Genomic DNA, 23633 nt, shown 5'->3' with positions numbered 1-23633 from the left:
AAGCCGTACCACCCAAAATCGGGCAGCCGGTTTCAATATCCGAACAAGGTTCGGGTTCTGTATTTTGCAGAACCCGAACCTTTTATTCAAATTTAAACTTAATTCCGGAGTGGTTGTATGGTAAATTAACACGCAATATGCCCTGACCTGCAAAACTTCCCCAAACTTCATCAAAAAATCAACTGTACCCGTCTTTTCAGACGGCATTGATACCGTAAGAGATTTCCCATGCAAAAATGGCAAACCGAGCTTTATTCCACACCGCTTTGGCTTTTACAGACTCTCTTGATAGTTTCCGCCGCTTCGGCGGTGATTCTGTTTTTGACACGGAAAACGCGTTTCGGGCGCGAGTTTGCCTATATCCTGCGCCTTTGCCTGACACCGAAAAGCGCGGTCAAAGTCTTGCTGCTGATTACGGCGATGATTACGCTGCTGTTGACCGAAGTACGGCTGAATGTGTTGAGTACCTTTATGTCCAAAGGGCTTTACGACTCGATGCAGGATTTGAATGCTTCGGCATTTTGGATGTTTGCCGCAATGAACGCGGGCGTGGTGCTGATACGGGCGTTTAACAACGTCGTCAACGACTTTCTCGATCAAGGCTTGGCGATTAAATGGTCGGAGCGGCTCAATAAAGTGCTGACCACGCGCTGGCTTGCCGACAAAAACTACTACCGCCTGCAAATGCGCCGCCACGCGCCGGACAATATCGACCAGCGTATCCAACAGGACGCGCAGGAATTTATCGCTTCGACCATCGAATTTGTGCGCGGCATGGTCAATTCGGTCGTTACCTCGCTAGAATTTGCCGTTGTTTTGTGGGGCTTGGCAGGCATCCTGACCGTGTTCGGCTTCGACATTCCGCACGGCATCGTTTGGTTTGTCTATATATTTGTAATTTTGGCAACCTTTATCGCCATGTGGATAGGCAACCCGTTGATTCGTTACAACTATGAAAACGAAAAGCTCAACGGCGACTACCGTTATTCCCTCATCCGCGTGCGCGACCACGCCGAAAGCGTGGCGTTTTACAACGGCGAACAACACGAACACGGCCGGCTTTCCGACCGCTTTAAAGCCATTATCCGCAACCGTTGGCGCATTGCGCGGCAAAGCGTCTGCTTAAGCGGCTTTAACGATATGTTCACTAACGGCATCAAACTTTTCCCCATTATTTTGCAAGCTCCGCGCCTGTTTGCCGGACAAATCAAAATCGGCGACATCCAGCAGACTGTCCAAGCCTTCGCACGACTGCAAAACGCGCTGTCCTTCTTTCGGATGTTCTACAACAAATTCACTGCCTACCGCGCCCGATTGGAGCGTCTGTACGGCTTTTTGCTGAGTACGGAAGAAAAACACACCGCGCGGCAACCCGAGATTAGCGAAGTTTCAGACGGCATTGCACTGGAAAACGTCGCCCTGTTCCGCCACAACGGCGAAGTTTTATTGGACGGCATCAACATCAAACTCAAAAGCGGCGATTCGCTGCTGATACGCGGCCCGAGCGGTTGCGGCAAAACCTCGCTGCTACGCGCGCTGGCTGGGCTTTGGCCGTTCGGCAGCAGCGGCAAAGTCAGCCGTCCGCCGCATCAAGACATCCTCTTCCTGCCGCAACGCCCGTACACGGCACAGGGCAGCCTGCGCGACGCGGTTTGTTACCCCGATATCGACAAACAGCATCCTGAACTGATTGACGCAATGAACACCTGCCGCTTGGGTTATCTGATTGACAAATTGGATAAAACCGACGACTGGCAGCATAAACTCTCCCCGGGCGAACTGCAACGCGTCGCCTTCGTCCGCGCCCTGCTTTCCAAGCCCAAAATCGTCCTGCTCGACGAAGCCACCGCCGCCTTGGACGAACCGGCCGAAGCCGTACTCTACCGCGCCTTAAAGCAAGAACTGCCCGACAGCATCATCATCAGCATCGGACACCGAAGCACGCTCAACGCGTTCCACAATATGCACCTCGATGTCGGCAACGTTGCCTGCGGCTGAACGATGCCGTCTCGTTCAAATTGGAAAGGCGCGCGAAAACAACGTACAATAAACCCGTTTACCACCCCTCGGAATGCCGAACCGTGAACCAGCTTATTTTCGACTTTGCCGCACACGACTATCCGAGTTTCGACAAATTCCTCGGCACGGAAAACGCGGAACTGGTCTATGTCCTCCGACACAAACACGGACAATTCATTTATGTTTGGGGCGAAGAAGGCGCGGGCAAAAGCCACCTTTTGCAGGCGTGGGTCGCACAGGCGCTCGAAGCCGGCAAAAACGCCGCCTATATCGATGCCGCCTCCATGCCGCTGACCGATGCCGCGTTCGAGGCGGAATACCTCGCCGTCGATCAAGTCGAAAAACTGGGCAACGAAGAACAAGCCCTGCTTTTTTCCATCTTCAACCGCTTCCGCAACAGCGGCAAAGGCTTTTTGCTGCTCGGTTCGGAATACACGCCCCAACAGCTCGTCATCCGCGAAGACTTGCGAACGCGTATGGCATACTGCCTCGTTTACGAAGTCAAACCCCTGACCGACCAAGAAAAAATCGACGCGCTCGCCAGTATGGCGGCGGCACGCCAAGTAACCGTCGATTCCGAAATTTTCGAATACCTGCTCAAACACTGGCGGCGCGATATGGACAGCCTGATGATGATGCTCGACACGCTGGACAACTACGCCGTCACGATGGGCAAACGCATCACCCTGCCGCTTTTGCGCCAGCTTTTGAAACAACAGGAAACCCAATGAAAAACCTCGCCATCTTCGACCTCGACAACACCCTCATCAACACCGATTCCGACCACGCCTGGCCGAAATACCTCATCAAAAAAGGCTTGGTTGACGCTGCCGAAACCGAAGCGCAAAACGAAAAATTCTACCGCGACTACCAAAACGGCTGCCTCGACATCGACGCATTCCTCAAATTCCACCTCGCCCCGCTCGCCCGTTACAGCAAAGAAGAGCTGGCGGAATTTCACCGCGAATTTATGGCGGAATACATCATCCCCCACATCTCGCCTATGCAGCGTATGCTGGTGCAGAGCCACCAAATGGCAGGCGACGAAACCCTCGTGATTTCCTCAACCAACGAATTTATCATCACCCCCGTCTGCCGCCTTTTCGGCATCACCAACATCATCGGCACCCAACTCGAAACCGGGCCCGACGGCCGCTACACCGGCAACTACGTCGGCACGCCCAGCCTCAAAGAAGGCAAAATCACCCGCCTGAACCAATGGCTTGTCGAACGCGGCGAAACGCTCGAAAGCTACGGCAAAACCTATTTTTACAGCGATTCCAAAAACGACCTGCCGCTGCTGCGCCTCGTCGACGAACCCGTCGCCGTCAACCCCGATGCCGAACTGGAAAAAGAAGCCAAAGAAAAAGGCTGGCCGGTTTTGAATTTCAAATGACGCAATGCCGTCTGAAGCCCGATTCGGCGTTCAGACGGCATTGGGGCTGAAATCCCAAAAACTCAAAGCCACAGGAATTTATCCGGAAAAACAAAAAACACAGGAATTCATCGGGAAAAACAACAATCTTTCCACCGTCATTCCCACGAAAGTGGGAATCTTGATCCGTCCGCACGGAAACTTATATTTCGTCATTTGCACCCGACATAATTCAATACTTTATTTTGCAATAAATTAACGGATGCTGACAAATTAGATTGGATTAATTACCCTATTATCTATATTGGGTTATCGGGTTGCTAATTGAGCAGAGCGTAGCAAACCATAAAGTGAGTGTTTCCACCCACTATACTATGAAGTGGTTATTAAATATGATAATGAGACCTATTAAATTTAGTATGGTAAATATGTTATTATTTATTGTTATATGTAGTTCATTTTTTGATCTGCTCGTTCAATTATGTACAATTTTATTTCATAGCCAAAAAATATACTTTATTACATTATTTTTATTATTTATTTTTAATTTTGTTACAAAATCTATCTATATGGCAATTATTTATCCTATTTTATATTTTTTTACGATAAAAAAATATTATCCTTACTCTAGGAAAGTGATAATTCTATTATCATTAGCATTATCTATATATTTTAGTTTTATGGACTTTTACTTTTTTTCCATATATTCAGATAACCTTAGCTATGAAACGGAGCCTTTACATTTATACATCCCTATTATTATTAATTTTTTCTCACTTTTAGTTTCTAATTTTATTTTATCTTTTATCAACAAGTAAATGTATATACAAACTACAATCCAAAAGATCCTAAGCAAACCACCAATCCCACACCACCCTTACCGGTTCAAATCCGCACAAAAACCCACATCCCGTCATTCCCACGAAAGTGGGAATCTAGGACGTGAAATCTAAAGAAACCTTTTTTCCCGATAAGTTTCCGTGCCGACAGGTCTGGATTCCCGCCTGCGCGGGAATGACGAAATTTCAAAGTTATGGCGTTATCGGAAAAACAAAAAATCAAAGCTGGAGAATTTATCCCAAACAACCGGATTTCAAAAAACCAGATGCCCGGCGGGAATGACGGATCTTAGGCTTCTGTTTTTGTTTCTATAGTGGATTAACAAAAATCAGGACAAGGCGACGAAGCCGCAGACAGTACAAATAGTACGGCAAGGCGAGGCAACGCCGTACTGGTTTAAATTTAATCCACTATATTTTTTCAGGAATGACGGTTTGGAAATTGCCCGAAACCCCAAAAACAGAAACCGGACAAACGGGTTTTCCGCCAAAGCCGGCATTTTCCGACTTTGCTTCAGGCATCTTCCCCGCCGCCTAAAATCATCGAACCGATACCGGCATCAGTAAAGATTTCCAACAAAAGCGCGTTGGACAACCTGCCGTCGATGATATGCGTGGCTTTCACACCGTTGACGGCGGCTTCGACCGCAGAAGCGATTTTCGGCAACATACCGCCATACAGCGTGCCGTCGGCAATCAGTTCATCAATCCGTTTCGGCGTGAGTTTGGTCAGCAGATTGCCCGTTTTGTCCATCACACCGGCGATATTCGTCATCATCAAGAGTTTTTCAGCGTTCAATTCTTCCGCCAATTTGCCTGCCACCAAATCGGCGTTGATGTTGAACGCTTCGCCTTTTTCACCTACGCCGACGGGGGCGACGACGGGAATGCAGCCGCGTTCTATCAGCCCTTTAACCAAACCGGTATCGATGCTTTCCACCGTACCGACCTGTCCGATGTCCACGCCATTCTGTTCGGGCGTATCGATCAAAAGTTTCTTCGCCTTAATGAAATGGTCGTCGCGTCCGCTTACGCCGACGGCGTGTCCGCCATATGTGTTAATCATCGACACGATTTCTTTGTTGACGTGTCCCCCCAACACCATTTCGACAATATCCATCGTCTCTTTGTCGGTAACGCGCATTCCTTGGACAAACTCGCCCTTTTTGCCGACTTTTTCAAGCATCGCATTGATCTGCGGCCCGCCGCCGTGAACGATGACGGGATGAATGCCGACCAGCTTCAGCAGCACGACATCGCGGGCAAACCCTTCTTTCAAGGCAGGTTCGGTCATCGCGTTGCCGCCGTATTTGATGACGACGACCGAACCGGAAAACCGGCGGATGTAAGGCAGTGCTTCGGCAAGGATACGCGCCTTGTCGGCGGCGGAAATAATGTTTTCAAACGCCATAACGGCTCCATATTGTTGACAATTTTGGCTTATGTTAACGCCAAACGCCGTCTGAAACAATCTTCAGACGGCATCCGGCACACCTTCGGGCAGGTTGAAGCCTTGCGATACGGGCGGTAAAATCGCGGTTTATCCGGTTCGAGAAACCGGCGACAGCAAGGATTCCCCATGATTAAAATCAGCACCCGCTTCGATGCCGGCTCGGTCGTTGTCAAAGACCTGACCGATCCTTCCAACATCCGCCTTGCCCTGCGTCCCGACAACGCCTCCGATTTTGCACAATGGTTCTACTTCCGGCTGCAAGGCGCGGCCTATCAAAACTGCATCATGCATTTTGAAAACGCGGCAGAAGCCGCCTACCCGAAAGGCTGGGAAGACTATCAGGCGTGTGCATCATACGACCGCCGCAACTGGTTCCGCGTACCGACTTCCTACGAAAACGGCGTACTGACCGTCAATCATACGCCGCTGTCCAACAGCGTGTATTACGCCTATTTCGAACCCTATTCCGAAGAACAGCATTTAAACCTCCTCGGCGACGCGCAAGGCAGCGGGCTGTGCCGCATCGACGATTTGGGCAGCACCGTGCAAGGGCGTGACATCAATCTGCTGACCATCGGCAATCAGGTCGAAAGTGATTTGAAAATCTGGATTACCGCCCGCCAGCATCCGGGTGAAACGATGGCGGAATGGTTTATCGAGGGGCTGCTCGGCAGACTGCTCGACCCGCAAGACCCGACAGCACGCACCCTGCTCGACCGCGCCACTTTCTACATCGTGCCAAACATGAATCCCGACGGTTCGGCACTTGGCAACCTGCGTACCAACGCCGCCGGTGCGAACCTCAACCGCGAGTGGGAAAACCCGACTTTGGAAAAAAGCCCCGAAGTGTTCTTCGTGCGCGAAAAAATGCTGGAAACCGGCGTAGATTTGTTTTTGGACATCCACGGCGATGAAGGTCTGCCCTTTGTCTTTGTTGCAGGAACTGAAGGCGTGCCGAACTACAATCCGCGCATTGCCGCGCTGGAAGCGCAGTTCAAAACCGCCCTTTTGAACGCCAGCCCCGATTTCCAAGATGAATACGGTTACGAAAAAGACGCGCCAGGTGAAGCGAATATGACCTTGGCGACCAACTGGGTCGGCAACCGTTTCAACTGCCTTGCCTACACGCTGGAAATGCCCTTTAAAGACAACGCCAACCTGCCCGACGACGACTTCGGATGGAACGGCCAACGTTCATTGCGCCTGGGCGAAGCCGCATTGTCCGCCATCCTCAACGTCATCGGCGATTTGCGCTGAAACCCTTATTGCAGAAATGCCGTCTGAAGCATCATGCCTTTCAGACGGCATTTGAAATTGAAATCAAGGAACATCATGATTACCCATCCCCAATTCGATCCCGTCCTTATCAGTATCGGCCCGCTTGCCGTCCGCTGGTATGCCCTAAGCTACATCCTCGGATTTATTCTTTTTACCTTTCTCGGCAGAAGGCGCATCGCGCAAGGCTTGTCCGTTTTTACCAAAGAATCGCTTGACGACTTCCTGACATGGGGCATTTTGGGCGTGATTTTTGGCGGACGTTTGGGTTACGTCCTGTTTTACAAGTTTTCCGACTACCTCGCCCATCCGCTTGATATTTTCAAGGTATGGGAAGGCGGAATGTCGTTCCACGGCGGCTTTTTGGGTGTAGTTATTGCCATGTGGTTGTTCAGCCGCAAACACGGCATCGGCTTCCTCAAACTGATGGACACGGTCGCCCCGCTCGTTCCACTGGGTCTCGCTTCGGGACGTATCGGCAACTTCATCAACGGCGAACTTTGGGGACGCATTACCGACATTAACGCATTTTGGGCAATGGGCTTCCCGCAGGCGCATTACGAAGATGCCGAAGCCGCCGCACACAATCCCCTTTGGTCAGGTTGGTTGCAACAATATAGTATGTTGCCCCGCCATCCCTCGCAGCTTTATCAGTTTGCACTTGAAGGCATCTGCCTGTTCGCCGTCGTTTGGCTGTTCTCTAAAAAACAGCGTCCGACTGGACAAGTCGCCTCGCTCTTCCTCGGCGGTTATGGCGTATTCCGCTTCATTGCCGAATTCGCACGCCAACCCGACGATTATCTTGGGCTGCTGACCTTAGGGCTGTCGATGGGGCAATGGTTGAGCGTCCCCATGATTGTTTTGGGTATAGCCGGCTTCATCTTTTTCGGCAGCAGGAAAAATTAAACCTTCTTGATAAAAATGCCGTCTGAAACTTAAATTTTAAGTTTCAGACGGCATTTTATTCCGCTCGAACCATCAATTCTTACCGCAACACGCCTTGTATTTTCTGCCGCTGCCGCACGGACAGGGATCATTCCTGCCTGTTTTTTCTCCCTCCCTGCGGACGGTTTGCGGTTTATTGATGACTGCCTGCCAGTAGCGGTAGATATCCGCTAATGCATAAGGCAACTCGGATTCCAGCTCCGCCAGCTCGCCTTCTGTGAATTGCAGACGGATGGAGCCGTTGTCCTCTTCGTCGTAAATACCCCCCAATGCCATGATAGGATAAAACAACTCTTCAAACTCTTCATCATCGACGGCTTCAAACCAATCGGTCGGCACAATATCCAAACCATAAAGATAAGCATTGCACCATGTGTAAAAATCGCTGCCGCCGTCTTCGTTTTCATACAGCCACAAATCGGGCAGTTTTTTATCCGATATGGAACCGACCGTATCCATCGCCATTGTCAAAACCAAACGTTCTATTTCAGAACGTTCGCTGGCTGTAAATTGCGACTCGTCGCCCAACACTTCGGGCAGCCAATCGCGCGGCGCCAATTTGTCCGGCCCGCTCAATAGGGCCATCATAAAACCTTGAACTTCGTCACAGCGCATGGTATTGCCCTGTTCGCTTTTGGCATCCAACAATTCGCTCAACCGCTGTTTGGACGCTTCGGTAAATTTTTGGGAATCCATCATTTAACCTTTTAAAATGGGTTTAATACCTAATTATAATCGCAATATGCCGTCTGAAGCGTTTTCTACTTCAGACGGCATAACTTTCACCCAACCGTTAAATCGTACCGCTGCCTTGCGCTTTCGGTTTGGCAGAACCAAATTCCAGTTTGCTCAAGGCGGAGAGGTAGGCTTTGGCAGTGGCGACCAAAACATCGGTATCCGCGCCTTGTCCGTTGACGACGCGGTTGCCGCGCGCCAAACGGACGCTGGTTTCGCCTTGGCTTTCCGTACCTTGCGTTACGGCGTTGACGGAATAAATCTGTAAAGTCGCGCCGCTTTGCGCCACGCTCTCAATCGCTTTGAAAATCGCATCGACAGGACCAGAGCCGGTGGCAGAAGCGCGTTTTTCTTCGCCTTTGATGCTGAACACGATGTCGGCGCGAGGTTCTTCGCCGGTTTCGGTGCTGATTTTTTGGGAAATGAATTTGTAGCTTTCGGTATTCATATTGCCCATTTCGTCCGACACCAGCGCGTGCAGGTCTTCATCGAAGATTTCGCGTTTTTTGTCGGCGAGTTCTTTGAAGCGTGCAAATGCCGCGTTCAACGCCTCTTCGCTTTCCAACTCGATGCCCAAATCCGCCAGTTTGCTGCGGAACGCGCTGCGGCCGGACAATTTGCCCAAAGTCAGGCGGTTGGTTGACCAGCCGACCGATTCGGCAGTCATGATTTCATAGGTTTCGGGGTGTTTCAACACACCGTCCTGATGGATGCCTGATTCGTGTGCAAAGGCGTTTGCACCGACCACCGCCTTGTTGGGCTGAATCGGATAGCCGGTAATGGTGGATACCAGTTTGGATACCGGCACGATTTGCGTGGTGTCGATGCCGGTTTCCAAGCCGAACAAATCATGACGCACTTTCAACGCCATCACGATTTCTTCAAGGCTGGCATTACCCGCGCGTTCGCCCAAACCGTTGATGGTGCATTCCACCTGGCGCACGCCTGCCTGAACAGCGGCCAGCGAGTTGGCAACCGCCATACCCAAGTCGTTGTGACAGTGGGTCGACCAGACTACTTTGTCGCCGTTGGGCACGCTTTTGATGATGTTGCTGATACGCTCGTACCACACGGAAGGGATGGAGTAGCCGACAGTATCGGGAATATTGATGGTGGTCGCGCCCGCTTCGATAACCGCCGTAAAGATTTTGGCGAGGAAGTCCAAATCCGAACGCACGGCGTCTTCGGCGGAAAATTCCACATCGTCGGTGTATTCTTTGGCGATTTTGACCGCTTTGACCGCCGCATCGATGACCTGCTGCGGCTTCATTTTCAGTTTGTGCTCCATGTGGATGGGGCTGGTGGCGATGAAGGTATGGATGCGTTTTTTCGGAGCGGGGGAAACGGCTTCGCCTGCCTTACGCACATCGTTTTCAACGGCACGCGCCAGCGAGCAGACTGTGGATTTGGTGATGATTTTGGCAATCGCATTGACCGACTCGAAATCGCCCGGGCTGGCGGCGGCAAAACCCGCCTCAATCACATCCACGCCCATTTTCTCCAACTGGCGGGCAATGCGGATTTTCTCCTCTTTGGTCATGGATGCACCGGGCGACTGCTCGCCGTCGCGCATGGTGGTGTCGAAAATAATTACGCGGTTGGTCTGTGTCATTTCTGTTCTCTCCAGAGATTCGTTTTTTTGTAAAAAAGCATTCAAATCCAGCGGCCTGCCTTGCGATTCGGCAAGTGCAGTCAATTTTTGCAGCTGCGCCAAAGGCAGCGAGCCGCGCGTGCGCCATTTGTAGATGGCGGCAGTTGTCGCGGCATTTTCGGGATCGTGCCGTTTCAACGCTTCGGCAAGCGCGTTCACGCCGCCGAAATAGGCGACCAGACGGTCTATATCTAATTGCATGGTAGTCCTTGTCTAAAATCAATCTGCCCGCAGCAGAAATATGGACAGGATTATACGCATTTTAGACAAAACGGCAATATCAATTTGAAAAAATCTCAATAACTCATCATAGATTTCATTAATTTTATACATTTTGTCTATTTTATTGCAGGCCCAGCGCAATTGTTGACAATTGCGGCAGAACAGGGCAAATTCGACAGCAACAAACCAAACGCTACAAACGCAAAGAACAGAAACAATGAAATACAAGAGAATCGTATTTAAAGTCGGCACATCTTCGATTACCCATTCGGACGGCAGCCTCTCGCGCGGCAAAATCCAAACCATTACCCGCCAGCTTGCCGCATTGCATCATGCGGGACACGAGCTGGTCTTGGTTTCATCCGGCGCGGTTGCGGCAGGGTTCGGTGCGCTGGGTTTCAAAAAACGTCCGGCCAAAATCGCCGACAAACAGGCTTCCGCCGCCGTCGGGCAGGGGCTGCTGATGGAAGAATATACGGCAAACCTGTCTTCAGACGGCATCGTGTCCGCGCAAATCCTGCTCAACCGCACCGACTTTGCCGACAAACGCCGCTACCAAAATGCCGGCGGCGCGCTTTCCGTGCTGCTGCAACGCCGCGCGATTCCCATTATTAATGAAAACGACACGGTTTCGGTTGAGGAGTTGAAAATCGGCGACAACGACACATTGAGTGCGCAAGTGGCGGCGATGATACAGGCAGACCTCTTGGTGCTGCTGACCGACATAGACGGTCTTTACACGGGCAACCCGAACAGCAATCCCGATGCCGTACGGCTGGACAGAATCGAACACATCAACCATGAAATCATCGAAATGGCAGGCGGCGCGGGCTCGTCAAACGGCACGGGCGGTATGCTGACCAAAATCAAAGCGGCGACGATTGCGACCGAGTCCGGCGTACCGGTCTATATCTGTTCCTCGCTCAAACCCGATGCGCTTGCCGAAGCGGCAGATAATCAGGCGGACGGCTCGTTTTTCGTCCCCCGCGCCAAAGGTTTGCGGACGCAGAAGCAATGGCTGGCGTTCTATTCCGAAAGCCGGGGCGGCGTTTATGTGGACGAAGGTGCGGAACACGCTTTGTCCGAACAGGGAAAGAGCCTGCTGATGTCGGGCGTTGCCGGAATCGAAGGGCATTTTTCCCGTATGGACACCGTAACCGTGTACAGCAACGCAACCAAACAGCCTTTGGGCAAAGGGCGCGTCCTTTTCGGCTCTGCCGCCGCCGAAGACCTGCTCAAATCGCGCAAAGCGAAAGGCGTGTTCATCCATCGGGACGATTGGATTTCCATCACGCCCGAAATACGCCTGCTTCTGACCGAATTTTAGAAAAGGAAACCCATGTCAAACACACAAAAACAGCTTGCCCTTGCCAAAGCGGCAAAAAAATCCGTCAACACGGCGGATACGGAAGAAAAAAACCGCGCGCTGCTTGCTATGGCGGACAGTCTGGAAGCGGCGGCGGCAGATATTTTGGCGGCAAACCGTTTGGATTTGGAAGCGGCGGCAGGCAAAATTCCCGAAAGCATGACCGACCGCCTTTTGTTGGACGGCAAACGCATTTGCGCGATGGCGGACGGCATCAGGGCGGTTGCCGCGCTGCCCGACCCCGTGGGCGAAATACTGGAAACCTCGACTCTGCCCAACGGCTTGGAAATCGTCAAAAAGCGCGTGGCGATGGGCGTTATCGGCATTATTTACGAAAGCCGCCCGAACGTTACTTCCGATGCGGCGGCTTTGGCACTGAAAAGCGGCAGCGCGGTCGTACTCCGCAGCGGCAAAGATGCATTCCAATCCGCACGCGCCATCGTTGCCGCCCTGAAAACGGGGTTGGCGCAAACCCGCATCGCCCCCGAAGCCGTACAGCTCATCGAAGACACCGGGCGTGAGGGCAGTTACGAAATGATGAGGGCGAAAGATTATCTAGACCTGCTGATTCCGCGCGGCGGGGCGGGGCTGATACGGGCGGTGGTTGAAAATGCCGTCGTGCCGGTTATTGAAACGGGGACGGGCATCGTCCACATTTATATCGACAAGGACGCGGATTGGGACAAGGCGCTCCGTATCGTGTACAACGCCAAAACCAGCCGTCCGTCCGTGTGCAACTCGATGGAAGTGCTGCTGGTGCATGAAGACATTGCTGCCGACTTCCTGCCCAAGCTCGAACGGCTGTTGGTTCGCGACCGTATAAAAGCCGGACTGCCGCCCGTCCGCTTCCGTTTGGATCCGCAGGCGGCACGGCATATCGGCGGCGAAGCGGCGGGTGCAGACGATTTCGATACCGAGTTTTTAGACTACATCCTCGCCGTGAAAACCGTCGCTTCGGTCGAAGAGGCGGTCGGGCACATCGAAACGCACGGCACGCACCATTCAGACGGCATCGTTACCGAAAACCGCCACGCTGCGGACTATTTCACGACCCATATCGATTCTGCCGCCGTGTATGTCAACGCGTCCACGCGCTTTACCGACGGCGGCGAATTCGGCTTGGGTTGCGAAATGGGCATCTCCACGCAAAAACTCCACGCCCGGGGTCCGATGGGTTTGAAAGAGCTGACAAGCTATAAATACATCATTCGGGGCGTTGGGCAGGTCAGGGAATAATCCGCATTCAAACGTCCGATAAAAATGCCGTCTGAAACAGTCTTCAGACGGCATTTCCATTTGCAAAAAAATCAAGCATTGTCCAAGGGGACGAGAATCGTACGGTTGCCGTTGTGTTCCGGCGCGGATACGATGCCTTCCGCCTCCATCTGGTCAATCAGCCGCGCGGCGCGGTTGTAGCCGATACGCAATGCGCGCTGCACGCCAGAAATGCTGGCTTTGCGCGTTTTCAAAACAACGGACACGGCCTCATCGTACATCGGATCGGTTTCGTCGTCACCGCTCCGGCTGATTCCCGGCAAATCGTCGGACATACCGCCGCTCAAAATATCGTCAACATAGTCCGGTTCGCCAAACTGTTTCAGATATTCGACCACGCGGTGCACCTCTTCATCCGAGGCAAACGCGCCGTGAACGCGCTGCGGATAGGCCGTACCCGGCGGCAGGAACAGCATATCGCCCTGACCGAGCAGGTTTTCCGCACCCATTTGGTCGAGAATCGTGCGGCTGTCGATTTTGCTGGACACTTGGAACGCGATACGCGTCGGGATGTTCGCCTTAATCAGACCCGTGATGACATCGACACTGGGGCGTTGTGTGGCAAGAATCAAATGGATGCCTGCCGCGCGGGCTTTTTGGGCGAGGCGGGCGATCAGTTCTTCGATTTTCTTGCCTGCCGTCATCATCAAATCGGCAAACTCATCGACCACGACCACAATAAACGGCAGTTTTTCCAAAGGTTCGGGATCGTCGGGCGTGAGGCTGAACGGGTTGCCGATTTTCTCCCCCCTTGCTGCGGCTTCGGCGATTTTTTGGTTGAAGCCCGCAAGATTGCGCACGCCCATAAAGCTCATCAGGCGGTAGCGTTTTTCCATTTCGTTAACACACCAGTTCAGCGCGTTTGCCGCCAGCTTCATATCGGTAACGACAGGGGCGAGCAGGTGCGGGATGCCTTCGTAAATGCTCAATTCCAGCATTTTCGGATCGATCATAATCATACGCACGTCTTCCGGCGCGGCTTTGAAAAGCATAGACAGAATCATCGCGTTGACACCCACCGATTTGCCCGAACCGGTCGTGCCGGCAACCAATAAATGCGGTGCTTTGCCCAAGTCGGTTACGACGGGCTGTCCGGTGATGTCCTGACCGAGCGCGAGCGTCAGCTTGGATTTGGATTCGGCAAACTCGGGCGAATTGAAGATTTCGCTCAGGCGTATCATTTGGCGTTTCGGGTTCGGAAGTTCCAAACCCATACAGGTTTTGCCGGGGATGGTTTCGACAACGCGGATGGAAGCCACGCCGAGCGAACGCGCCAAGTCTTTTTCCAGATTCAGAACGGAATTGCCGCGCACGCCGACATCGGGTTCGATTTCATAACGCGTAATCACGGGGCCGGAATAAGAATCGACAACCTTGACCTTGACTTTGAACTCCGCCAATTTTTCTTCGATGGTGATGCTGTTTTCCAACAGTTCTTCTTCGGTTTGCGTCGCATCAGGATTGAACAGCGGAGGCAGAAGCAGGTCGGTTGTCGGCAGGTGTTCGGATACCGTACCGGTCTCTTCCGATTGAAACGCCCCTTCATCCGCTTCCGTATCCGATGCCCGGCAGGATGGGCGTTCAGACGGCACATCTTCAAACGGACAAACCGCCCGACTGTCATGCCCGAACGCTTCGGTTTCCGACAGATATTGCCCGCTTGACCGCTCTGCCACACCTTCACTGCCGTCATCTGCAATAGCGGCGGTTTCCTCCTGCCAACCTCCATTCAAAACATCATCGGCAAGATGGTCGGTTTCGGCAATGCGGCTGCGTTGCGCCTGCTCGAATCCTGACGGCGGTTCATAGGTACGGTTGTAGATTTCCGATACGGGAGGCGGCGGCGGAATATCGATTGCGGGCATGGGAACTTTCGGCACTTCGGGTGGTTCGACCACCCAAGCATCGGGCGCGGCAGGTTCTTCAATATGGATATCGGCAGTTTCATCATAAACCGGATCGCCGTATCCCACAGACGAAACAGTTTCGGTGAAAACATTTTCGGTTTCAGACGGCATTTCGACATCCCGTTTCCCGACAACCGTCCGACTTTCCGGAATCAGGCGCGAAACCCGCGCCTCCGCAGAAACCGTTGCCTTGTTCGGTTCTTTCAAATTGACGGAAACGCGGCGGCAGGCATCGTGGACGGCTGTGCCGTCTGAAACGGACTGCCCTTGGGAAACATCCGGGGATTTTGCCTCCACCTGCCCTGCATGACGGCGGAACGGCGCATTCCGTGCATTTTCGGCTTTGACTGCAGAAAAGGCAGACGGATGCTGCTTCTCAAAATACGGCTCAAATCCGTAATCCGCAGACTCGGAAAACGCTTCTTTATCCGCATCGAACATACGGGAATACGTGCGTTGAAGCACAGGGTCGTCCAAACCGATAATCTGCAGCCCTTCCATCGGGGTATCGGACACGCGGACTTTTGGAGCCGCTGTTTCGTTTTTCTCAAATGCATCGATATAGCGTTTTTTCGTTTCCCTTAAAGCCGCGCTGTTTAAGGCACGTGTTGCTTCTTCCAAAGTGATTTCTTTAAAAACCGGACGGACGGGCGAAGTTTCGCTTTCAGACGGCATCAACCCTTCAGCAATACTCCGGTCGAATGGGATGCGGCGGTTGTCGATCACGGCAGTTGCAATGTCTTCCGTATCGGCAGCCTCTTCCTCCGCAGTTTCTGCTGCTTCCGTTTCCGCTTCTTCCGTCCCGTTTCCACTGTCTGAATACCCGTCGGATGCGGTCGGAACATCCGCACGGTTTGCAGAAGCAGGCGGCACAGACCTGTCTGGTTCGGATTCGTGCGCCAGATAGTTTCGGCAGAAACGGACGATACTGACAAACAGCCAATACACTGCCGTTTTGACGGCATGGAAAAGCATCAGGGCAAACTCGGGAAAATCGGGCATACCGTCTTTGATTTCAGGCAGCTCCGCCTGTTTTTCCCCTTTCTTTTCCTGCCACGCAGAAACCTCGCGCATCCACTCGCGTTCGGATTGTGCGCGGACAAAAAACAGTCCGGCAAGCGCAAGCAACAAAATAATGATCAAAACTATCCAAAACATATGCCGTTTCCCGCAAGACAAACGATTAAATGGGTTTATTTTAACGTGTTTCCGTCCCAAAAAAAACAACCGGCCGGCAATTCTGCCGAAACCGATTCGGCTTTCGGTTTGCCCCCGCCGACAGTATAATAGCCGTCCCTTCCCTTAATCTTTGCGGCATTGCCATGATTTTCCAAACAGTCTGGTTTTCAGATGTGGTACTGTCGGTTTCGTGGATTGTCCTTATCCTGATACTGGCAGCTTCCGCGCCGTCCGCATTCCGCTCGCTTGCCCGCTACCGTTCCGCCCTTCCACTGTGTACCGTAATTTTTTCCGCAGCATGGTGTCTGAACGCCTCTGCCGGCGGCGGACAGCTTGCACAGATGAACTACCACCTGCTCGCCGTCAATCTGGTTGCACTGATGGTGGACACTTCCGCCGCCCTTTGGCTTGCCGCGCTGCTGATGCTGCCCTACTGCCTGCTGTTTGCCGGTTCTGTCGGCGCATATCCGCCGAACGCTTTGGTGCTGATTCTGCCCGCGCTTGTCGTCAACCGCCTGTCGCGTATGCTGGTCAACCGCCTGCCGCCCAATATTTTCATCTTTATTTTCGTCAACGGCTTTCTCGCTTCCGCCGCCGGCATTCTGCTGACCGGGCTGGTGCTGACCGGTATTTTGGATGCCGCAAACGCTTTTCCGTCCGAAATATTGTGGACGACCGCCCTGCCCGTCTTTATTCTGCTGGCGTGGGCGGAAGCCTTCCTCAGCGGCATTTCAACTGCCATATTTGTTGCACTGAAGCCCCATTGGATCAACACTTTCGACGACAACCGCTATCTGAAGTCCGACCGCGGCATATGGCGGTAGCCTTCAGACGGCATAGACAGGCAAAACCATGCTTTCCAACATCATCCCCCTTTCCATCGGTGCAGCACTCGGTGCAACGGCGCGTTGGCTGCTCAACCTCGCCGTTCCCGCATCAATACCTCCGGCCACAGGCAACCTGTTTGCCAACTGGATAGGTGCTTTTCTTATCGGAATCTTTGCCGAAACCGTCAACCACCCACAATGGAAGCTGCTGCTGATTACCGGTTTTCTCGGCAGCCTGACCACGCTTTCCGGATTTTCACTGGAAACCGTAACCCTGCTCCAATCGAATCGTCCCGCTTCAGCACTTGCCAATATTTTCCTACATACGGCGGGTTCGCTGCTGCTGACTTGGCTCGGGCTGAAGATAGGGACGGCAGTCAAATAACCGCAAAAAATTGCTTCCCTTGGTTTTGACATAATCTATAAATTAGCTTCGCTTGTTTAAATACTGGCTGTGCCAATTACCGTTCTCAAATTTAAATTAAGCTGTTAGGTCTATAACAGAGAAAAAGCCTTGGTAGGATAAACCTACCAAGGCTTTTTATTAAAAAAAACGCTCTATTGCTGCGTCTAAAAATGCAAAAAAAGTAACCATCATAACCCTTTTGCCAAAATCAATATCATCATCCGATGAATGAATTGACGGTATATAAGACAGAACCAATAAACTAATAAACCTGTAAGAAAAATCAGTAACAAAGATATTCATTATTAACCATTCTTAAAAATGATCATGTTCGTTTGGGTAATTATCATACCCTTTTCCCTCTTATTACTAAAGCACGAATAACTTTAAAGGACGCGCCCAGAGACAAGCCGAAAAGGCATATCCCATCCGCCAAACAAAATGCCCGCCGACTTACTCCGGCGGGCAGCTCCAACACCCTGTCAATCCTTCATCAGCCAGTATTGCAAACCGATTAATGTCTTGCCATCTTTAATTTCATCGTTTGCCAATGCCTGACGGACTTCTTCTTTCGACATCAATACGGTTTCCGTAATCTCGTCTTCGTCATTGGCAAGCGTACTGCCCAAGCGTACGCCTTCCGCCTCAAACAAATACATTTTTTCATTGCAAAAACCGACCGCCGTATAAAAACTGTACAGCAGGCGCACGCTGTCAGCGGTATAAGGCGTTTCTTCAGCCAGTTCTCGTAAAGCGCATGCCGCCATATCCTCGCCCGCCACATCCAGCTTGCCCGCAGGAAGTTCCAATGTCGCCTGATTTGCCGCATACCGCCACTGCCGCACCAAAACGACCTTTTCCTCATCCGTTACCGCCAACACGCACGCCGCGCCCGGATGACGGATGACGATACGCTGCCCTTCGTTACCGTTGGGCAGCCTGACCTTATCCTTGCTGATGCTGACGAAACCGCCCTCGTAAATGGTTTCGCCGCCTAATTTTACTTCCCTCAAATCCACTTCATATCTCCTTTCCGTTTCCTATTCTGCCGTTCAATCTTCACGCTTGCCGCGCTCGATTTCCACTCCAACCTCGCGCACGCCTTCCAAAATACCCGGCTTGACGATTTTCACGCGCACCCACACCGCGCCGAAATATCCCAAAACCAAATCGGCAATATATTCCGCCAACGCTTCCAAAAGCAGGAAATCCTGTTCTTTCAGATGTCGGCGCAGCGTTTCGCATACCTCGGCATAATGCACCGTATTGGCAATATCGTCGTCCGAACCCGCTTTCTCGGGAATGCCGATGTCCAAATCGACAATCAGGGTCTGCAACCGTTCGCGCTCCCAGCCGTACACGCCGATAAGCGTATCCGCCTTGATGCCGTGCAAAAAGATTTTATCCATAATCCGCCCCGTTTTTTGCTAAAATAACCGCACCATTCTAAGTAAAGTACCGCAAATGTTCAACATACCGGCCGTCGCCGTTTCCTATTTAATCGGTTCACTGTCTTTCGCCGTCATCGTTTCCAAGTATTACGGCATGGACGACCCGCGTACCTACGGATCGGGCAATCCGGGGGCAACCAATGTTTTACGCAGCGGCAAAAAAAAGGCGGCCGCGCTGACGCTCTTGGGCGATGCCGCTAAAGGTTTGGTTGCCGTTTTGCTTGCACGCGTGCTTCAAGAACCGCTCGGTTTATCCGACAGCGCAATCGCTGCCGTCGCACTCGCCGCGCTGGTCGGGCATATGTGGCCGGTGTTTTTCGGATTTAAAGGCGGCAAAGGTGTAGCAACGGCATTGGGTGTGCTTCTGGCACTTTCTCCCACAACCGCCTTTACCTGTGCGCTGATTTGGCTTGTTATGGCATTCGGCTTCAAAGTATCCTCTCTTGCCGCATTAACCGCCACAATCGCCGCCCCCCTTGCCGCACTGTTTTTTATGCCGCATACTTCTTGGATTTTCGCAACCCTCGCAATCGCCATATTGGTGTTGCTCCGCCATAAGAGCAACATCCTCAACCTGATTAAAGGCAAAGAAAGCAAAATCGGCAGCAGCCGCTGATTTCCCATCCATCCCTGTTTATGCCGTCTGAACCACCGCTTCAGACGGCATCCGAATATCCCGCCGTTTTATTGACCATGCTCAGTTACAGACACGCATTCCACGCCGGCAACCACGCCGATATGCTCAAACACTTCACCTTGTTTTTAGTGCTGCAATATTTCAACCGCAAAGACAAGCCCTACTGGTACATCGACACGCACGGCGGCGCGGGTTTGTACAATCTCGAAGGCAGCGAAGCGCAAAAAGTCGGCGAATACCGGCAAGGCATCGCCCTGCTCCAACAGGCGCAAAACCTGCCTGCCGAACTGTCTGACCTTGCCGCGCACATACAAAAAATCCTGCCCTCGCCCAAACTTTACTGCGGTTCTCCGTGGCTGGCGCAATCGCTGACCCGCGTCGGCGACAAATTACGCCTGTTTGAGCTGCACCCCACCGACTTTGTCCATCTGCAAAACAATATGGGCGAAGCAGGATTGGGCAAACGCGGACAAGTGTTGCGCGAAGACGGTTACAAAGGGCTGATTTCCCTGCTGCCGCCTCCGCCGCGACGCGCCGCCGTCCTCATCGACCCGCCTTACGAGGAAAAACAGGACTATCGGCGTGTAACGGAAACGCTGAAAGCCGCTTTAAAACGGTTTAAGTCCGGCTGTTATCTCATCTGGTATCCCTGCCTCAGCCGCGAAGAAAGCCGCAAGCTGCCGGAAGAATTGAAAAAACTCGTTCCCGACAACTATCTTCACGCCGAACTGCACGTCCACGCGCCGAAAACCGACGGTTTCGGTATGCACGGCAGCGGAATGTTCGTCATCAATCCGCCCTATCTGTTGGCGGAACAATTGGCGGCAAACCTCCCCGCCCTGACGCGGCTGCTGGCGCAAGACGAAGGTGCGCGCTACCTGTTGGACAGCAAAATCCGCTGACCCCGATGCCGTCTGAAACCCTTCAGACAACATCTCCCGTCAAATAAACAAAACCGGACGATATACCGGCAGTCGGCACTTTTAAGAATAAATATCCCCATCCGCATACAGCGTTCCGACTTGCCCCGCGCCGTTTTTTTCCACTACAATCCCACGCAATATCCTGCGGAACGCGCCAATCAATTCCGTCCCGCAAGGAACGCCCCGCAACAGCCTGCCGCCTTTCAGACGGCACAAACCTTTCCGAAACGAGCAAACTATGAACACACTGACCCGATTCCTCCCCAAACACCTGCAACAAAACCAACTGCCCGAAGCACTCGGCGGCGTTTTGCTGTCCGTCGTTTCCGCCTGCACCGAAATCAACGCCAAAGTCCGCCTCGGCGCACTGGCCGGCGTATTGGGTATGGCGGGCACGGGCAATATTCAGGGCGAAGACCAGAAAAAACTGGATGTTATCGCCAACAACATTATGATTGACACACTCAAAGCCAACCCTGCCGTTGCCGGTTTGGCAAGCGAGGAAGAAGACACTTTCGTAAGTGCCGGTGAAAATGGACGCTATCTCGTCCTATTCGACCCTTTAGACGGATCGTCCAATATTGATGTCAACATTTCCGTCGGTACGATTTTCTCCATCCTTGAAAAACCCGAAGGCGCATTAGCAACCGAATCATTCCTTCAAACGGGCAGACAGCAGCTTGCCGCTGGTTACGTTCTTTACGGGCCTCAAACCCAGCTCGTATTCACATTCGGACACGGCGTATATATGTTCACGCTCAATGCCGAAAACGAATTTGTGCTGACCAAAGAAAACCCGAAAGTACCCGAAAGTACCAAAGAATTTGCCATCAATATGTCCAACCGCCGCCACTGGCTGCCCCCCGTCCAACAATACATAGACGAACTCTTGGCAGGTGAAACCGGCACGCGCGGCAAAAACTACAATATGCGCTGGGTAGCCAGTATGGTTGCCGAAATCCACCGCATACTGATGCGCGGCGGCGTGTTCATGTATCCGCAAGACAAACGCGACCCCGCCAAACCCGGCAAACTGCGCCTGATGTACGAAGCCAACCCCATGGCCCTGATACTCGAACAGGCGGGCGCATCGGCAAGCAACGCCCGTCAGGACATACTCGGCATCCGTCCCGAAAGCCTGCACCAGCGCGTCGCCGTCATTATGGGCAGCCGCGAAGAAGTGGATTACCTCAACCGCCTGCATTCAAAATAAACAGGCTGCCTAACCGATAAAGAAAGGCGGCAGCGTGCATCCGACGCTGCCGCCGATATTTCGTACACAGCCTTAGAAAGATAGAAAACCTCCTTTCCGGACGGAAAAAATGCCGTCTGAAAAGTTTTCAGACGGCATTTTAAAATTTAAAGCCCGAATTTATTTGCCCGCCGCTTTTTGCAGGATGGCATAAAGTTCGTCTTTCAATTTCAATTTGGCTTTTTTCAGCTCATCGATGGTTTCCGCGCCGCTGGTAACCGGATTGTTGACCAGACCGGCGATTTTGTCGTCCAGCTCGTTGTGTTCGTCAAACAGACGGGCGAAGTGGGAATCTTCCTGTTTCAATTTGGAAATCAAATCACGGTATTCTGGGAACATATTGCTCTCCTCTCTTCATTAACGGGTTAAAAAGCAAACTGAATCTTTACATTAATTATAACAAAGATAATATTTTTATCCAGTATTTTATCGGATACGGCAAAATTTTCTTTTAACACCGCCGTCCGGTTGATAAAAACGTTGACAATATCACGCTTTACGCATAAATTTTCAGCCCTTATACCCTGATTACACAAAGGAGCCGAGAACATGTTTTCAAAAAGCGTTACCCTCGCACAATACGACCCCGATTTAGCAGCCGCCATTGCCCAAGAAGACCGTCGGCAGCAAGACCACGTCGAGCTGATTGCTTCCGAAAACTACGTCAGTTGCGCCGTAATGGAAGCGCAAGGTTCGCAATTGACCAACAAATACGCCGAAGGCTATCCCGGCAAACGCTACTACGGCGGCTGCGAATACGTCGATATTGTCGAACAATTGGCAATCGACCGCGTAAAAGAACTGTTCGGCGCGCAATACGCCAACGTCCAACCCCACTCCGGCTCCCAAGCCAACCAAGCCGTGTACGCTTCCGTTTTAAAACCCGGCGACACCATTTTGGGTATGTCTCTGGCGCACGGCGGCCACCTGACTCACGGCGCAAGCGTTAATATTTCCGGCAAACTCTACAATGCCGTTACATATGGTTTGGATGAAAACGAAGTGCTCGATTATGCCGAAGTCGAACGCCTGGCGCTTGAACACAAACCCAAAATGATTGTGGCGGGCGCATCTGCCTACGCATTGCAAATCGACTGGGCAAAATTCCGCGAAATCGCCGATAAAGTCGGCGCATACCTCTTTGTCGATATGGCGCATTACGCCGGTCTGATTGCTGGCGGCGAATATCCCAATCCCGTGCCATTCTGCGACTTCGTCACCACCACCACCCACAAAACCCTGCGCGGCCCTCGCGGCGGCGTGATTTTGTGTCGTGACAATACCCACGAAAAAGCGTTGAACTCTTCCATCTTCCCAAGCCTGCAAGGCGGTCCGCTGATGCACGTTATCGCCGCCAAAGCCGTAGCGTTTAAAGAAGCGTTGCAACCCGAGTTCAAACAATACGCGAAACAAGTGAAAACCAACGCAGCCGCTATGGCGGAAGAACTGGTGAAACGCGGTTTGCGCATCGTTTCCGGCCGTACCGAAAGCCACGTTTTCCTCGTCGATCTGCAACCGATGAAAATCACCGGCAAAGCCGCCGAAGCCGCTTTAGGTAAAGCGCACATCACCGTCAACAAAAACGCCATCCCGAATGATCCGGAAAAACCATTCGTTACCTCCGGCATCCGCATCGGCTCCGCCGCCATGACCACACGCGGCTTTAACGAAGCCGACGCACGCGTATTGGCGAACTTGGTTGCCGACGTATTAGCAAATCCCGACGACGAAGCGAATCTGGAAAACGTTCGCAAACAGATTACCGCCCTCTGCGACAAATACCCCGTTTACGGCGCGTAAGCCTTTTTAAAAACCGATGCCGTCTGAAACTTTTCAGACGGCATTTACTTAAAATCCAAGCTATTAAAAGGAAGTGTCCGACAGTTTGGACGATTT

At 52.2% G+C, this 23633-nt stretch carries 21 protein-coding genes; 13 read left to right on the top strand and 8 right to left on the bottom strand.

Going from position 1 to position 23633, the window contains the following annotated elements; all coding sequences use genetic code 11:
- Nucleotides 1-228: 228 nt before the first annotated feature.
- From Q3O12_RS06940 to Q3O12_RS06930, 3 genes are all read left to right on the top strand, one after another.
- Entirely contained in the window at nucleotides 229-1998 is a 1770-nt protein-coding gene (locus Q3O12_RS06940; protein ID WP_301669830.1) for an ABC transporter ATP-binding protein/permease, read from the top strand.
- 83 nt (nucleotides 1999-2081) lie between these two features.
- Nucleotides 2082-2750 (top strand): DnaA regulatory inactivator Hda, encoded by a 669-nt coding sequence (gene hda, locus Q3O12_RS06935; protein ID WP_002213636.1) that lies wholly within the window; start codon nucleotides 2082-2084, stop codon nucleotides 2748-2750.
- Nucleotides 2747-3415 carry a histidinol-phosphatase gene (locus Q3O12_RS06930; protein ID WP_301669829.1) on the top strand — a complete coding sequence of 223 codons (669 nt, stop codon included), beginning with the start codon at nucleotides 2747-2749 and terminating at the stop codon, nucleotides 3413-3415. The genes hda and Q3O12_RS06930 overlap by 4 nt, the downstream gene beginning before the upstream one ends.
- A 1332-nt stretch (nucleotides 3416-4747) precedes the next feature.
- Here Q3O12_RS06930 and argB read toward each other — a convergent pair.
- Nucleotides 4748-5644: an acetylglutamate kinase gene (gene argB, locus Q3O12_RS06925; RefSeq protein WP_118996862.1), complete on the bottom strand. Its 897-nt coding sequence runs from the start codon at nucleotides 5642-5644 to the stop codon at nucleotides 4748-4750.
- Nucleotides 5645-5812: 168 nt separating this feature from the next.
- Here argB and Q3O12_RS06920 point away from each other — a divergent pair, with 168 nt between their 5' ends.
- A complete protein-coding gene (locus Q3O12_RS06920; protein ID WP_301669828.1) occupies nucleotides 5813-6943 on the top strand; it encodes a M14 family metallopeptidase in 1131 nt (376 codons plus the stop codon).
- 75 nt (nucleotides 6944-7018) lie between these two features.
- Nucleotides 7019-7867 (top strand): prolipoprotein diacylglyceryl transferase, encoded by an 849-nt coding sequence (gene lgt / locus Q3O12_RS06915; protein ID WP_301669827.1) that lies wholly within the window; start codon nucleotides 7019-7021, stop codon nucleotides 7865-7867.
- A gap of 72 nt (nucleotides 7868-7939) precedes the next feature.
- Here the strand turns inward: lgt and Q3O12_RS06910 are convergent, their stop codons facing one another.
- Nucleotides 7940-8602: a YecA/YgfB family protein gene (locus Q3O12_RS06910; RefSeq protein WP_039853955.1), complete on the bottom strand. Its 663-nt coding sequence runs from the start codon at nucleotides 8600-8602 to the stop codon at nucleotides 7940-7942.
- Between the two features lie 97 nt (nucleotides 8603-8699).
- Nucleotides 8700-10493, bottom strand: a complete 1794-nt coding sequence (locus Q3O12_RS06905) for a 2-isopropylmalate synthase (RefSeq protein ID WP_301669826.1) — start codon at nucleotides 10491-10493, stop codon at nucleotides 8700-8702.
- Nucleotides 10494-10731: 238 nt separating this feature from the next.
- Between Q3O12_RS06905 and proB the strand changes: the two genes are divergently transcribed.
- Complete coding sequence (proB, locus tag Q3O12_RS06900) at nucleotides 10732-11841, top strand: glutamate 5-kinase (RefSeq protein ID WP_014581087.1); 1110 nt, start codon at nucleotides 10732-10734, stop codon at nucleotides 11839-11841.
- Between the two features lie 12 nt (nucleotides 11842-11853).
- A complete protein-coding gene (locus tag Q3O12_RS06895) occupies nucleotides 11854-13116 on the top strand; it encodes a glutamate-5-semialdehyde dehydrogenase (RefSeq protein ID WP_301669825.1) in 1263 nt (420 codons plus the stop codon).
- A 71-nt stretch (nucleotides 13117-13187) separates the two neighbouring features.
- Here the strand turns inward: Q3O12_RS06895 and Q3O12_RS06890 are convergent, their stop codons facing one another.
- Nucleotides 13188-16220, bottom strand: a complete 3033-nt coding sequence (locus tag Q3O12_RS06890; protein WP_301669824.1) for a DNA translocase FtsK — start codon at nucleotides 16218-16220, stop codon at nucleotides 13188-13190.
- 164 nt (nucleotides 16221-16384) lie between these two features.
- On the opposite strand from Q3O12_RS06890, the gene Q3O12_RS06885 reads away from it, so the two are divergent.
- Nucleotides 16385-17065, top strand: a complete 681-nt coding sequence (locus Q3O12_RS06885) for an energy-coupling factor ABC transporter permease (protein ID WP_301669823.1) — start codon at nucleotides 16385-16387, stop codon at nucleotides 17063-17065.
- 28 nt (nucleotides 17066-17093) lie between these two features.
- Nucleotides 17094-17453: a fluoride efflux transporter CrcB gene (locus Q3O12_RS06880; protein ID WP_003754830.1), complete on the top strand. Its 360-nt coding sequence runs from the start codon at nucleotides 17094-17096 to the stop codon at nucleotides 17451-17453.
- A gap of 503 nt (nucleotides 17454-17956) precedes the next feature.
- Here Q3O12_RS06880 and Q3O12_RS06875 read toward each other — a convergent pair.
- Both Q3O12_RS06875 and Q3O12_RS06870 read right to left on the bottom strand, forming a co-directional pair.
- Nucleotides 17957-18493 carry an NUDIX hydrolase gene (locus Q3O12_RS06875; RefSeq protein ID WP_014575349.1) on the bottom strand — a complete coding sequence of 179 codons (537 nt, stop codon included), beginning with the start codon at nucleotides 18491-18493 and terminating at the stop codon, nucleotides 17957-17959.
- A 33-nt stretch (nucleotides 18494-18526) separates the two neighbouring features.
- Nucleotides 18527-18883, bottom strand: coding sequence for a dihydroneopterin aldolase (locus Q3O12_RS06870; protein ID WP_002251344.1), 357 nt, complete (start codon nucleotides 18881-18883; stop codon nucleotides 18527-18529).
- Nucleotides 18884-18938: 55 nt separating this feature from the next.
- Between Q3O12_RS06870 and plsY the strand changes: the two genes are divergently transcribed.
- Both plsY and Q3O12_RS06860 read left to right on the top strand, forming a co-directional pair.
- Entirely contained in the window at nucleotides 18939-19541 is a 603-nt protein-coding gene (gene plsY / locus Q3O12_RS06865; RefSeq protein ID WP_002245020.1) for a glycerol-3-phosphate 1-O-acyltransferase PlsY, read from the top strand.
- A gap of 77 nt (nucleotides 19542-19618) precedes the next feature.
- On the top strand, nucleotides 19619-20464 hold the full coding sequence (locus Q3O12_RS06860) for a 23S rRNA (adenine(2030)-N(6))-methyltransferase RlmJ (RefSeq protein ID WP_101116593.1): 846 nt from the start codon (nucleotides 19619-19621) through the stop codon (nucleotides 20462-20464).
- An 81-nt stretch (nucleotides 20465-20545) separates the two neighbouring features.
- Here the strand turns inward: Q3O12_RS06860 and Q3O12_RS06855 are convergent, their stop codons facing one another.
- Nucleotides 20546-20701 carry a hypothetical protein gene (locus tag Q3O12_RS06855; protein WP_180301391.1) on the bottom strand — a complete coding sequence of 52 codons (156 nt, stop codon included), beginning with the start codon at nucleotides 20699-20701 and terminating at the stop codon, nucleotides 20546-20548.
- A 22-nt stretch (nucleotides 20702-20723) separates the two neighbouring features.
- Between Q3O12_RS06855 and Q3O12_RS06850 the strand changes: the two genes are divergently transcribed.
- The gene (locus Q3O12_RS06850; protein ID WP_301669822.1) at nucleotides 20724-21698 is read left to right on the top strand and encodes a class 1 fructose-bisphosphatase; all 975 of its coding nucleotides are present in this window, start codon (nucleotides 20724-20726) and stop codon (nucleotides 21696-21698) included.
- Between the two features lie 159 nt (nucleotides 21699-21857).
- Here the strand turns inward: Q3O12_RS06850 and Q3O12_RS06845 are convergent, their stop codons facing one another.
- The gene (locus Q3O12_RS06845; protein WP_301669821.1) at nucleotides 21858-22076 is read right to left on the bottom strand and encodes an HP1242/YdcH family protein; all 219 of its coding nucleotides are present in this window, start codon (nucleotides 22074-22076) and stop codon (nucleotides 21858-21860) included.
- Between the two features lie 210 nt (nucleotides 22077-22286).
- On the opposite strand from Q3O12_RS06845, the gene glyA reads away from it, so the two are divergent.
- Entirely contained in the window at nucleotides 22287-23537 is a 1251-nt protein-coding gene (gene glyA, locus Q3O12_RS06840; RefSeq protein WP_301669820.1) for a serine hydroxymethyltransferase, read from the top strand.
- Nucleotides 23538-23633 lie beyond the last annotated feature (96 nt).

This window comes from Neisseria benedictiae (assembly GCF_958267435.1).
Classification (GTDB): domain Bacteria; phylum Pseudomonadota; class Gammaproteobacteria; order Burkholderiales; family Neisseriaceae; genus Neisseria; species Neisseria bergeri.
The sequence above is the reverse complement of the archived record's forward strand: the minus strand, read 5'-3'. Positions and strand labels throughout refer to the sequence as shown.